We start from the raw sequence: 12,575 nt of genomic DNA, 5'->3' as shown, positions 1-12,575 counted from the left end.
TCGGTCGCCAACATGGACCGCATCCGGCGGGTGACGAAGCGCGTGGGCCGGGAGGTCGCGAACGGCGCCGAGGTGACCGTCGTCGTCTGTGCGATGGCCGGCAAGACCAACGAGCTGCTCGGATGGGTGAACGAGAGGGGCCCCATGCACGACGGCCGCGAATAGCACGCCGTCGTCAGCCCGGGCGAGAGCGTAACCGCGGGCCTCCTCGCCCTCGTCCTGCAGGAGAACGGCATCGTCGCCCGGTCCTGGCAGGGCTGGCAGGTGCCCTTGAGGACGTCCTCCGCCCACGGATCGGCCCGGATCGAGGAGATCCCGACGGCAAACCTGGATGCTAGGTTCGCCGACGGCATGACGGTCGCCGTGGTCGCGGGCTTCCAGGGCATCAGCGCCGAGGGGCGGATCACCACCCTGGGCCGTGGCGGCAGCGACACGACGGCGGTGGCCTTCGCCGCGGCCTTCGACGCGATCCGCTGCGACATCTATACCGACGTGGACGGGGTCTATACGACCGATCCGCGCATCGTGGGCCGCGCGCGCAAGCTGAACAGGATCTCGTTCGAGGAGATGCTGGAGCTGGCCTCGTTGGGGGCCAAGGTCCTGCAGACGCGGTCGGTGGAGCTGGCGATGCGCTACAAGGTGCGCTTGCGCGTCCTGTCCAGCTTCGAGGAAATGGGCGACGACGCGGGCACCCTGGTCTGCGCCGAGGAGGACATCGTGGAAAGCAACGTGGTTTCCGGCGTGGCGTTCAGCCGCGACGAGGCGCAGATGACCCTGGTCAGCGTGGCCGACCGGCCCGGCGTGTCGGCGGCGATCTTCACGCCCCTGGCCGACGACGGCGTGAACGTCGACATGATCGTCCAGAACATCGCGGAGGACGGGCGCACGGACATGACGTTCAGCTGCCCCGTCGACCAAGTACCCCACGCCCGCGCCGCGCTGGAGGCCGCGAAGGATCGGGGCGAGATCGAGTTCCACGACCTGGTCGCCGACACGGAGGTGGCGAAGGTGTCCGTCGTCGGCATCGGGATGCGCAGCCATGCGGGCGTGGCGGCCAAGATGTTCCGCGCGTTGTCCGGTTACGGGGTCAACATCAAGGTCATCACCACATCCGAGATCAAGATCAGCGTCCTGATCGATCGCAGGTTCATGGAACTGGCGGTGCAAGCCCTGCACGAAGTCTTCGGCCTGGAACGGGCCGGCTGACGGGCGTTCATCCTGTCGCATCCGTCTTGGAACAAACCCGGCTTTGCATGTGTTTCGCCGTGGACGGGCAGGTGCAGGAATGACGACATGGCGGATGGATTGATCGCGGTCGTCTATGTCAGTCGGGCGATATGCCCCGTCCGGTCCGTTCCGGAGGCGGCGATCCACTTAGACAGCCGCAGGCGCAACTCGGCGATGGGCATCACTGGCCTCCTGCACCGCGAGGACGACCACTTCGCGCAGTATATCGAAGGCCCCGAACGGGCCATCGATGCCCTGATGCAGCGCATCGACAACGACTGGCGGCATACGGACCTTCGGATTCGACATCGCGGTCCGATCGGCAGGCGGTTGTTCACTGGCTGGGCGATGGCGTTCACCGACGAGGGGACGCGGCGCTTCGCTGCAGTCGGATCGCCGCAATTCATAGGTCGCGCCGACGGCCCGGCACTGCATCTCTTCTTCGCCGCGGCCCGCCAGGCCGACCGCCTCGCTCTGGCCTGCATCGACTGAGGGGCGCGCTTCCCCTGCCCGACCCGTCGGGCTAGGCCCGTCCCATGGACGCGACCGCCACCGACCCCGCCGCACCCGCCGCCGCCCCGCAAGCCGGCCGCCTGCCCGTCGTGTTCATCCTGGCCACCGTGATGATCGAGGCGATGGGCATCGGCCTGATCCTGCCCGTCATGCCAGACCTCCTGCGGCAGGTGCAGGACGCGGATCTGTCCCGGGCCGCGTTGTGGGGGGGCGTGCTGGGGTCGGTCTATGCGGTGATGCAGTTCCTGTTCTCGCCTCTGCTGGGGAACGTTTCGGATCGGTTCGGTCGCCGGCCCGTCTTGCTGATCTCCATGGGGGTGATCTGCGTCGACTACGTCGTCATGGCGCTCGCGGGCTCGATCTGGGTGCTTTTGGCGGGGCGGATCGTGGCGGGCATCGCGGCGGCCACCATGTCCACGGCGCAGGCGTTCATGGCCGACATCTCACCCCCCGCGAAGAAGGCGCAGAACTTCGGGCTGGTGTCGGCCGGGTTCGGGCTGGGCTTCGTGCTGGGGCCCGCCGTGGGCGGATTGCTGGCGGAGCTGGGGCCGCGCGCCCCGTTCTGGGCCGCGGCGATCCTGACGGGGGGCAACTTCCTGCTCGGGCTGTTCGTTCTGCCGGAAACCATGCGCCGCCCTCGTCCGTTCCAGTGGCGCCGCGCCAACCCCCTGGGCGGCCTCCTGGCCATCGGCGCCCTGCCGGGGTTGCGGTTGCTGATGGCGGTCTGGTTCTTCTATCAGGTCGCGAACTGGGTCTATCCGGCGGTCTGGGCGTACTTCACGCAGGCCGCGTTTGGGTGGGATCCGGCGATGGTGGGCGGTTCCCTGGCGATCTACGGCATCTCCATGGTCGTGGTTCAGGGAGGGCTGATCCGTCTGCTGATCCCGCGCCTGGGGGAACGGCGGACCGTGGCTTTGGGCCTGCCCTACAACGCGCTGATCCTGGCCTGCGTGGCGTTCGTGCCGAACGGGTGGATGATGCTGCTGCTGGTGCCGTTCAGCGCCCTGGGGGCGGTCGTGGCGCCCGCGGTGCAGGGCCTGGCGAGCCGCATCGCGCAGGACGATCAGCAGGGGGAGTTGCAGGGCGTGCTGGCGTCGATCACCGCCGTCGCCGCCATCGTGTCGCCCTTGCTGATGAACACCTCGTTCAGCTGGGCCACGACCGTTCCGCGCGACTTCCCCGGCGCGCCGTTCCTCCTGGCCTGCGCGCTGATGTGCGTAGCCGCGACGATGGCTTGGCGCCGGGTCGGCGCGATCCCGGAACGCGCCGCCGCTTGAGCGGCGGCCGGCCCGCGTCAGATCGACAGGGCGCGTTCGAACACCGCCCGATCGACATTGCCCCCCGACGCGACCGCGACGCAATCGGGGCCGTCCCCGAACATCGCCGCCGCCAGCGCGACCGCGCCGCCCGGTTCCAGGACGATGCGCAGGTGCCGCCAAGCGGCCTCCATCGCCCTCAACGCCTGCATCTCGGTCACGACGGCGCCGGGCCCGCACAGGTCGCGCATGACGCCGAAGGTCAGTGCGCCGGGCTGTGGCGTCAGGATGGCGTCGCACAGGCCGCCCGCTTCCGCCGGATTGCGTTGGATCGCGCCCGCGGCCAGCGACCGCGCGACGTCGTCGTAGCCTTCGGGTTCGACGGGGTGGACCGTGGCGCGCCCCTGCAGGGCCAGGGCGATGCCGGCGGTCAGGCCGCCCCCGCCGCAGCAGACCAGCACGCGGTCGACACCGTCGGGCATGTCGTGCCCGATCTCCGACCCGCAGGTTCCCTGACCCGCGATCACGCGCGCGTCGTCGAAGGGCTTGATCAGGGTCAGGCCGCGCGTTTCGGCCAGTTCCGCGCCCAAGGTGTCGCGATCCTGGCTCCCTCGGGCATAGGTCACGACCTCCGCCCCATAGGCGCGGGTGTTCGCGACCTTCACCGTGGGGGCGTCGGACGGCATCACGATCACGGCGGGGATCCCGTGCAGCGCGGCGGCATGCGCGATGCCCTGCGCGTGATTGCCGCTGGAGAAGGCGATGACGCCCCGCGCGCGATCCCCGTCCGGCAGGCCCGATATCGCGGCATAGGCCCCGCGGAACTTGAAGCTGCCCGTGACCTGCAGGCATTCGGCCTTCACCCAGATGCGGCGGCCCGCCTCGGCGTCGAGCAGGGGCGCGTTCAGCAGGGGCGTGCGGCGGGCATGACCGCGGATGCGGTCCGCCGCGGCGTCGATGTCGGCCCGCGTGGGGATCGTGGCAAAGGGGTGGGTCCAAATGGTCATGCGGTCGGTTGTGTGGGGCGAACGACCGGCGCGCAACGATGATGTTGTGAGGGGTACAATGGCAGGTTGAGCGATCCACTCGCGGCGGGCGGGGGCCGGGGGTGACTCGGGGCTTCGATCCGATGCTGCCGCGCTAGATCAGCATCGTCCACTCGTTCAACGCCTCCAACGCCTCCGGCTCGTCGAGGAAGGGGACGTGGCCTCGGTCGGGGACGTCGGCGAAGATCATGTCGGGGCGGCGCCGCCGCATCTCGGCCGCGGTCCCGGCCGATAGAAGATCGCTGTTCGCACCACGGATCAGGGCCAGGGGCAGGCCGTCCAGGGCGTCGAACAGGGGCCAAAGGTCCGGCGCGGGCTGGGCGCCCCCTTCCAGCACGGCGTCACGCAGGCGGGCGTCGTAGGTGATCTCCAGACCATCCGCCGTTTCGCGGTAATGCTTGGCGGCTTCCTCGCGCCAGCGCTCGGCGGGAACGTGGGCGAACCCTTCCATCAGGGTGGCACGCATCAACGCCGCCTCCTCCAGCGTCGCGGCGGCGGGGGGCTTGCCGACATAGTCGCGGATCGCGTCGAGCCCGTCTGCCATCAGTTCGGGTCCGATATCGATCAGGCAGACGCCCGACAGGCGCGCCTTGTGCGTCAGGGCCAGCGCCATGGCGATCAGACCGCCCCTCGACGTGCCCAGGATCGCGGCGCGGGGCAGTCCCAGGTGATCGAGCAATTCGACCGCATCGCGCGCTTCCGTCGGGATGGAGTAGGTGCGCCAATCCGGTGCGCGCTGCGACTTGCCCCGCCCGCGGTAATCCATGCGGATCACGCGATGCTCGCCCAGCAGATAGGGCAGGACATAGTCGAAGTCGGTCGCGTTACGGGTCAGGCCGGACAGGCACAGGATCGGCTCGCCGTCGCCCTGATCCTCGTACCACAGGCGCAGGTTGTCGGAGGATCGGAACTCGGGCATCGGCGTGGTCCTTCGTCGGCGCGGCGCGCAAGGGAGGGCGTCGTCAGAGCCCCTCGATCAGGTCCGGCAGCCCCACCAGGTCGGGCAGCACGTGCGCGGGCGTTCCCGGCAGGCGGTCCATCGGCAGGCCGAGGCGGTTCACCCAGACCGACACGAAGCCGTAGGACGCAGCTCCCGCCGCGTCCCAGCCGTTGGACGACACGAAGGCCACCTGCGCCGGATCGCAGTCGAAGGTACGGCCCACCAGGTCATAGACGGCCCGCGCCGGCTTGAAGACGCCCACCGTCTCGACCGACAACGTATGGTCCAGATGCCGTGCGATCCCGGCGGACTTGACCGCCGCCGACAGCATCTCAGGCGAGCCGTTCGACAGGATGCCGGTGCACAGGTCCGCGGCCTTCAACGCCTTCAGCATTTCGGGCACCTCGTCGAAGGCGGCGAGGTCCCAGTACAGCTGCAGCAGGCGCTCGCGCAGGGAGTCGCCGGACAGGCCCGCCCGTTCCATCGCCCAGTCCAGGCCATCCTGCGTGACCTGCCAGAAATCCGCATGCTCGCCCGTGATCGCGCGCAGCCAGGTGTATTCCAACTGCTTCGTGCGCCAGTCGGCGGACAGGTGTTGCCAGGCATCCGCCAGCTCGGGGAAGTCGTCGCCCGACGCCGCCTGCCGGGCGGCGGCGTTTACGTCGAACAGCGTGCCATAGGCGTCGAAGATGATCGTCTCGATCGCCATCGCGGTCAGGCCAGGTTCTCGGGGCGCGGCATGCCCATCACGTGATAGCCGCCGTCGACGTGGATCACCTCGCCCGTGGTGAACGCGCCCGCCTCCGACGCGAGGTAGAGCGCGGTGCCGCCCACCGCCTCCAGGGTCGCGTTGGAGCGCATCGGCGCGTTGGCCTCCGCGTGGCGGAAGGTCCGGCGCGCCCCACCGATCGCCGCGCCGGCGAGCGTCTTCATCGGCCCGGGCGAGATGGCGTTCACGCGGATCCCCTGACCGCCCAGGTCGGACGCCAGATAACGGACCGACGATTCAAGCGCGGCCTTCGCCACCCCCATGACGTTGTAGAACGGCATGACCCGTTGCGACCCGTCGAAGGTCAGCGTCAGGATCGTGCCGCCGTTCGTCATCAAGGGCGCAGCCCGCCGCGCGACCTCGATCAAGGAATAGCAGGAGATGTCGAGCGAATGCTTGAAGTTGGCGCGCGTGGTGTCGACGAATCGACCCGTCAGCTCCGCCTTGTCGGAGAACGCGATGGCGTGGACCACCACGTCCAGCGGACGCCCGTCGTCCAGCGCGGCGAAGGCCGCGTCGAGCGATGCATCGTCGGTGACGTCGACGTCCAGCGTCGTGGTGCTGCCCACGCTTTCCGCCAGCGGCGCCAACCGCTTGCCGAACGCCTCGCCCTGATAGGTAAAGGCCAGATCCGCGCCCGCAGCTGCCAATGCCCGCGCGATGCCCCAGGCGATGGACCGATCGTTCGCCACGCCCATGATCAGGGCGCGCTTGCCGTTCAGGTCCATCATGCCGATCTGTCCGTCCAAACTATCCGTCCCGTGACGTAGGCCGCGCGCATTCGGGGGGTCAAGGCGAAGACCCTGCCGCGTCGTCCGATAGGCCGGAGCGCACCAGGATCACGTTCGGATACCCGACACCATCGATCAGGTAGTCGGTGCGGCCGACGTTCCGAAAGCCCATGCGGCCGTAGAACCCGATGGCGGGCGCATTCTCGGCGTTCGTCGTCAACCATGCACGGTCCGCGCCGTCACGCGCCAGGATATCCAGACCACGTCCCAGCAGGACGGCACCGATCCCGCGGCCGTGATGCCTGGGCTGCAGGTAGAGCGTCGTCACCTCCGCCGCGCCGCAAGCGGGAATGGGCCCGGGATTGCGGCTCGACACGGTGACGTAGCCGATCGGCCCCTCCTCCGCCTCCGCCACGACGGTCGCGTCGCCATCCGATGCAAGCCGTGCGGCCACGGCAGCGGGCGCGTAGCAGTCCAGGACGTGCCGCGCGAACATCGGCGCCACACCGCGTCGCAGATAGGTCCCCGTCCACACCTCGATCGACAGGGCGGCCAACGGGGTCGCATCCCCCGGGCAAGCGGGTCGGTAGGCGATCAATTCCGATGCTTCGAGATCACCACCGTCCCGTTGGTCCCGCCGAAGCCGAAGCTGTTGGACAGGACGCTGTCGATCTCCACCCCTTCCCTCAGTTCGGTGACGATCTCCGCGGGCTTCAGTTCGGGGTCCAGCGTGGTCACATTGATGGACGGCGCGAGGAAGCCCTCGTTCATCATGATCATAGAATAGATCGCCTCCTGCACGCCGGTGGCGCCCAGGGAATGGCCGGTCATCGACTTGGTGGACCCTATGGGCGGCGTGGTCCCTTCGCCCCAGATGTTGCGGACGGCCACGACCTCCTTGATGTCGCCGACGGGCGTGCTGGTGCCGTGGGCGTTGATATAGTCCACGCTGCGCCCTTCGGGCAGGGTGGACAGGGCCAGGCGCATGGCGCGTTCGCCGCCTTCGCCCGACGGTGCCACCATGTCGGCACCGTCGCTCGTCGCGCCGTAGCCCGTCACCTCGCCATAGATCGTCGCGCCCCGGGCGATGGCGCGGTCGCGTTCCTCCAACACCACGACGCCCGCGCCGCCCGCGATCACGAAGCCGTCCCGCGTCGCGTCGTAGGGGCGCGACGCCGTCTCCGGCGCGTCGTTGTACTTCGACGACATGGCACCCATCGCGTCGAACAGGCAGGACAGGGTCCAGTCGACCTCCTCCCCCCCGCCGGCGAAGACGACGTCCTGCTTGCCCCACTGGATCTGCTCGACCCCGTTGCCGATGCAGTGCAGCGACGTCGTGCAGGCCGAGGTGATGGAATAGTTCACGCCCTTGATCCCGAACGGCGTGGCCAGGCAGGCGGAGTTGGTGCTGCTCATGCAGCGCGTCACCATGAACGGCCCCATGCGCTTGGGGCTGCCCTTGTTGATGACGGTATCGAAGGCGGTGAAGAAGTTGGACGTGGACGGCCCGCCCGAGCCCATGACCAGGCCCGTGCGCTCGTTGCTGACGTCCGACTGGTCCAGCCCGCTATCCGCGATGGCGCGTTCCATCGCGATGTAGTTGTAGGCCGCGCCCGGCCCCATGAACCGCAACTGCCGCTTGTCGATATGATCCTCCAACACGATGTCGGGGACGCCGTGGACCTGGGAGCGGAAGCCGTGTTCGGCATAGGACTCGCTGAACGTGATCCCGGACCGGCCCGCGCGAAGGCTGGCCTCCACCTCGTCGGGCGAGTTGCCGATCGGGCTGACGATGCCCATGCCGGTGATGACGACGCGTCGTTGCATCAGCATACTCCAATTCTCGGTAGGCGTATCGCGACGGATGCGCTGCGTGACGGACGCATGGACGCCGTCAGGCCGCTTCGTTCGACGCCCAGGCCCAGCATGCTTCGCGCTGTGCGAGTTCGGCCGCCTCGGGATCGTCTTCGGGCGCGGCCTTCTTCAGCCGCACCAGCTCGCGGTGAAAGCCCGGGCCGCAGCGGCCATCGTCCCCACGGACGACGAGGGACGCCAGCATCGGCAATCCCGCGTCGGCGCAACGTCCCATCGTGTCGCACAGGAACTTCCCCATCGCCGCAGCCTTTCCCTGGCTCCAGACCACCTTGGTCCCTGTCAGCGCCTCGTGGAACGGCTTGTACGCGATCGTCTCCCCCTTCGCGGCGACATCGCGGAGCACGGCTATCCCCCCAGCGACATGAAGGTGCTTCTCGCGCGTCGAGAGAACGGCGTTCACCGCCTCGTGGTGTTCCTTGTAGCGTGCATCCCCGGCGATCCGCTCGAGGTTCTCGGCCTTGTAGTCGGTGAAATCCATGGCTCGTTCCCTCAACTTTCGCTCAACGCGACCTTCATGTCGCGCACGGCATAGATCGGCTCGCCGTCGGCTTCGACGGTGCCGTCGGCGACGCCCATCGTCAGGCGGCGGTTCTGCACGGCCTTCGTGAAGTCGACGTGATAGGTCAACCGCTTGCGGTCGGGCCGGACCATGCCGGTCAGCTTCACCTCGCCCACCCCCAGCGCATAGCCGCGTCCCTGCCAGCCCCGCCAGCCCAGGTTGAAGCCGGTCAACTGCCACAGCCCGTCCAGTCCCAGGCAGCCGGGCATGATGGGATTGCCGGGGAAGTGGCATTCGAAGAACCACAGGTCGGGGGTGATGTCGAACTCCGCCACGACGTGGCCCTTGCCGTGGGTGCCGCCGTCCGCGCTGATGTCGGTGACGCGGTCCATCATCAGCATCGGCGGTTCGGGCAGCTGCGCGTTGCCGGGGCCGAACAGCTCGCCCCGCGCGCAGCGCAGCAGATCGTCGCGATCGAAGCTCGTGGGAAACTGACTCATGGGGCCCCCGTCCAGGTCCGGGTCCGTCTATCACCCGATGTTTCAAACTCGCAACCCTGGGGGAGGATCGTCCGTTCCCCGAAAGGGGTTTGAAAGCGCAGGCCCGGTTCCCTATGATGGAAAGGATGGATCGCATGACCGACACGACCCGTTCCCGTGGCGAAGCCTGGCTGGCCCGCGCGGACCTGCGCCCGACGCGGCAGCGGGTCTTGCTGGCATCGCTGCTGGTGGGCGATGGACGTGATCGGCACGTCACGGCCGAATGGCTGCACGACGCGGCCCGTCAATCGGGCGACAAGGTCAGCCTGGCCACGGTCTACAACACGTTGCGGGCCTTCTCCGACGCCGGTCTGGTGCAGGAGATCACGGTCGACGGCACGGGCAGCTATTTCGATACCCGGCTCGACGACCATCCCCACTTCTACTGGGAAGGCCGTGGGCACCTGACCGACGCGGGCTCGGAAGCCGTGCGCATCGACAACCTGCCCCCCGTACCCGAGGGGATGGAGGTTGCGAAGGTGGACGTGGTCATCCGCCTTCGGCCCAAGCGGACCTGACGGCCGCCCTTCGGGGTCCCCACTTGCGCCCTGCGCGTTCGGCGGCGACATCGGACCGAACCCGGGGGGCCGCCATGTCGCATTCGTTCGCAACCTATCCCAGCCTTCGCGGCAAGACCGTCGTGGTGACGGGCGGCGCCGGCGGCATCGGCGCGGAGATCGTCGCGGCCTTCGCGGCCCAAGGCGCCGCGGTCGGGGTCTTGGACAGGGACGCGGACGCCTCCACCGCGATGGCGGAGGCGCATGACGGCGCCGCCTTCGAGATCTGCGACCTGCGCGACGTGGACGCCCTGCGGGCCGCCGTGGATCGCCTGCGGGATCGGCAGGGGCCGGCGGACGTCCTGGTCAACAACGCCGCGCGCGACGACCGTCACGATTGGCGCGAGGTGACGGCGGATTACTGGGACGACAGGCAGCACACGAACCTGCGGCACATGTTCTTCATGATCCAGGCGGTGGCGCCCGACATGGTCGCGAAGGGGGCGGGCAGCATCGTCAACATGGGGTCCAACAGCTGGTGGGAGGCCGGCGGCGGGTTCCCGGCCTATGCGACCGCGAAGGCCGCCGTGCACGGGCTGACGCGCACCATGGCGCGCGAGTTGGGGTCGCACCGAATCCGGGTGAACACGGTGGTGCCCGGATGGATCATGACCGAGCGCCAAAAGGACCTGTGGGCCACGCCCGCGGCGTTGGAGGCGCACCGCGCGCGGCAATGCCTGCCCGACCTGATCGACCCGGTCCACGTGGCCCGGATGGTCCTGTTCCTGGCCTCCGACGACGCGGCGATGTGCACGGCGAACAACTACATGGTGGAAGCGGGGAGCATCTGAGCATGGGCACCGAACGGATCGGCTTCGTGGGCGTGGGCCTGATGGGACAGGGCATGGCGGCGAGCCTGCTGGAGGCGGGATACCCCGTCACGGTGGTCGCGCATCGCAACCGCGCGCCGGTGGACGCGCTGGTGGGACTGGGCGCGGCCGAGGCCGCGGATGTGCCTGATCTTGCAGGGAAATCCGACATCGTCCACATCTGCGCCCCCGGCTCGCCGGAGGTGGAGGGGATCGTCGCTGCGCTGCGGCGAGAATTGTCGCCGGGCGCGGTGGTGGTCGATTGCTCGACCTCGAACCCTGTATCCACGATCGCGCTTGCGGAATCCCTAACCGCGGACGGCATCGGCTTCGCGGACGCACCGCTGGGCGGGACGCCCGCGCAGGCGGCCGAAGGGATGCTGGCCACGATGGTGGGGGCTTCGGACGAGACCTTCGCCCGGATCGAGCCCGTGCTGAAGGCCTGGGCCGGGGCGTCGGTCGTGCATATGGGAGCGGTGGGCGACGGCCATAAGATGAAGCTTCTGAACAACTTCCTGGCGATGGGATACGGCGCGATCTATGCCGAGGCGCTGGCCCTGTCGCGCAAGGTTGGGATCCCGCCCGAACGGTTCGACGGCGTGATCCGGGGCAGCCGGATGGATTGCGGGTTCTACCAGACGTTCATGGGCCACACGATCGGGGGCGACCGGAACAGCCACAAGTTCACGCTGACCAACGCATTGAAGGACATGACCTATCTGGCCGCGATGGCGGGCGGGGCGGGCATCGCGAACCCGGTGGGCGCGGCGGTCCGCAACGGGTTCGCCCAGGCGGTGGCGCAGGGTGGCGACGGGCCGGAGGATTACGTCCCGCACCTGGCCGATTTCGTCGCGAAGGCGAACGGTCTGGACGATTGAACGCGGTCGTGGGGCCGGGCGACGGGGCCCTTGGCGGCCGTCTGCTCCGCGTCTGCATCGTGTCTGCGCTGCGTCTGCTCGCGGAAGTGTCTTCGCCGCGCGGTCCGGGTCATCGGACGGACCGGCCGCCCCCGGCCAGCAACCGGTCCCGCGCGTCGCGGGGCCGGGTCACGCCCAACTGCGCCATGTTCGCGATCAGATCCTCGCGCAGGACGTGGACCAGATGGTCGGGACCGCGGGCGCCCAGCGCGCCCAGCGCGAAGTACCAGGCCTTTCCGAGGAACACGAAGTCGGCCCCCAGCGCCAGGGCGCGCAGGATGTCGAGCCCCCCGCTCACGCCGGAGCAGTAGAAGACCGGGGCGCGGCCCCCGATCGCGGCGGCGACGTCGCGGAGGTTGTCGATGGCGGGGGGCCCGCCCTCGAACTGGCGGCCGGAATGGTTCGACACCCAGATCCCGTCCACGCCCATGTCCAGCAGGCGGACGGCATCCGCGCCCTCCTGCACGCCCTTGACCACCAGTCGGCCCTTCCACTGGTCGCGGATGGACCGGACATAGGCGTCGTCGGGCCGCCCGCGGATCAGGTGGCCCGCATGGACGGTGGCGTCGCCCCCCTTGGCCGCCACATAGCTTTCGGCGAAGGCCATGCGCGGGCGGCGGCCCCGGTGCTTCGCGGCGATGCCCAGCGTCCAGGTCGGGTTGGCGGCCATCGACGCCACCATGCCCGGCGTGACGATCGGGGGCAGCGAGATGTTGGCACGTCGTTGCCGTTCCCGGCGGCTTTCGCCCGGAACGTCCACGGTGACGACCAGCGTGCCCCAGCCGGAGGCGGCGATGCGGTCCAGCATGTCGCGGCGGACCTCCGCGTCGGCGACGGGATAGTGCTGGAACCAGCCCAGACGGCCCGCGATGGGGCCCGTATCCTCCGGCAGGGCGG

The 12,575-nt window shown here is 69.1% G+C and carries 14 protein-coding genes and 1 pseudogene; 6 read left to right on the top strand and 9 right to left on the bottom strand.

What is annotated here, in order from left to right:
• From P0084_RS18365 to P0084_RS18355, 3 genes and pseudogenes are all read left to right on the top strand, one after another.
• Positions 1-1,206, top strand: a pseudogene (locus P0084_RS18365) (aspartate kinase); the annotation flags it as partial.
• 87 nt (positions 1,207-1,293) lie between these two features.
• Positions 1,294-1,719, top strand: coding sequence for a BLUF domain-containing protein (locus tag P0084_RS18360; protein ID WP_308918345.1), 426 nt, complete (start codon positions 1,294-1,296; stop codon positions 1,717-1,719).
• 44 nt (positions 1,720-1,763) lie between these two features.
• Positions 1,764-3,017 (top strand): TCR/Tet family MFS transporter, encoded by a 1,254-nt coding sequence (locus P0084_RS18355; RefSeq protein ID WP_308918344.1) that lies wholly within the window; start codon positions 1,764-1,766, stop codon positions 3,015-3,017.
• A gap of 17 nt (positions 3,018-3,034) precedes the next feature.
• Here the strand turns inward: P0084_RS18355 and P0084_RS18350 are convergent, their stop codons facing one another.
• The 8 genes from P0084_RS18350 to fabA all read right to left on the bottom strand — a co-directional run bounded on the left by P0084_RS18350 (position 3,035) and on the right by fabA (position 9,356).
• The gene (locus tag P0084_RS18350; protein ID WP_308918343.1) at positions 3,035-4,003 is read right to left on the bottom strand and encodes a threonine ammonia-lyase; all 969 of its coding nucleotides are present in this window, start codon (positions 4,001-4,003) and stop codon (positions 3,035-3,037) included.
• Positions 4,004-4,136: 133 nt separating this feature from the next.
• Positions 4,137-4,961 carry an alpha/beta fold hydrolase gene (locus P0084_RS18345; protein ID WP_308918342.1) on the bottom strand — a complete coding sequence of 275 codons (825 nt, stop codon included), beginning with the start codon at positions 4,959-4,961 and terminating at the stop codon, positions 4,137-4,139.
• A gap of 43 nt (positions 4,962-5,004) precedes the next feature.
• Positions 5,005-5,691: a haloacid dehalogenase type II gene (locus P0084_RS18340; RefSeq protein ID WP_308918341.1), complete on the bottom strand. Its 687-nt coding sequence runs from the start codon at positions 5,689-5,691 to the stop codon at positions 5,005-5,007.
• A gap of 5 nt (positions 5,692-5,696) precedes the next feature.
• The gene (locus P0084_RS18335) at positions 5,697-6,482 is read right to left on the bottom strand and encodes an enoyl-ACP reductase FabI (RefSeq protein ID WP_308918346.1); all 786 of its coding nucleotides are present in this window, start codon (positions 6,480-6,482) and stop codon (positions 5,697-5,699) included.
• A 58-nt stretch (positions 6,483-6,540) separates the two neighbouring features.
• Positions 6,541-7,038, bottom strand: a complete 498-nt coding sequence (locus tag P0084_RS18330) for a GNAT family N-acetyltransferase (protein WP_308918340.1) — start codon at positions 7,036-7,038, stop codon at positions 6,541-6,543.
• A gap of 38 nt (positions 7,039-7,076) precedes the next feature.
• Positions 7,077-8,309 (bottom strand): beta-ketoacyl-ACP synthase I, encoded by a 1,233-nt coding sequence (gene fabB / locus P0084_RS18325; protein ID WP_308918339.1) that lies wholly within the window; start codon positions 8,307-8,309, stop codon positions 7,077-7,079.
• Between the two features lie 67 nt (positions 8,310-8,376).
• A complete protein-coding gene (locus P0084_RS18320) occupies positions 8,377-8,835 on the bottom strand; it encodes a hypothetical protein (RefSeq protein WP_308918338.1) in 459 nt (152 codons plus the stop codon).
• A gap of 11 nt (positions 8,836-8,846) precedes the next feature.
• A complete protein-coding gene (gene fabA / locus P0084_RS18315) occupies positions 8,847-9,356 on the bottom strand; it encodes a bifunctional 3-hydroxydecanoyl-ACP dehydratase/trans-2-decenoyl-ACP isomerase (RefSeq protein ID WP_308918337.1) in 510 nt (169 codons plus the stop codon).
• A 134-nt stretch (positions 9,357-9,490) separates the two neighbouring features.
• On the opposite strand from fabA, the gene irrA reads away from it, so the two are divergent.
• From irrA to P0084_RS18300, 3 genes are all read left to right on the top strand, one after another.
• Complete coding sequence (irrA, locus tag P0084_RS18310) at positions 9,491-9,913, top strand: iron response transcriptional regulator IrrA (protein WP_308918336.1); 423 nt, start codon at positions 9,491-9,493, stop codon at positions 9,911-9,913.
• 74 nt (positions 9,914-9,987) lie between these two features.
• Entirely contained in the window at positions 9,988-10,743 is a 756-nt protein-coding gene (locus P0084_RS18305) for an SDR family NAD(P)-dependent oxidoreductase (RefSeq protein ID WP_308918335.1), read from the top strand.
• A gap of 2 nt (positions 10,744-10,745) precedes the next feature.
• Positions 10,746-11,639 (top strand): NAD(P)-dependent oxidoreductase, encoded by an 894-nt coding sequence (locus P0084_RS18300; protein ID WP_308918334.1) that lies wholly within the window; start codon positions 10,746-10,748, stop codon positions 11,637-11,639.
• Positions 11,640-11,748: 109 nt separating this feature from the next.
• Here the strand turns inward: P0084_RS18300 and P0084_RS18295 are convergent.
• Positions 11,749-12,575 (bottom strand): alpha-hydroxy acid oxidase (locus P0084_RS18295; RefSeq protein WP_308918333.1); only part of this gene is annotated, 827 nt, incomplete at its 5' end.

This window comes from Jannaschia maritima (assembly GCF_030973515.1).
GTDB lineage: Bacteria > Pseudomonadota > Alphaproteobacteria > Rhodobacterales > Rhodobacteraceae > Jannaschia > Jannaschia maritima.
Note: the sequence above shows the minus strand (reverse complement) of the source record. Positions and strands in the feature narration are given on the sequence as shown.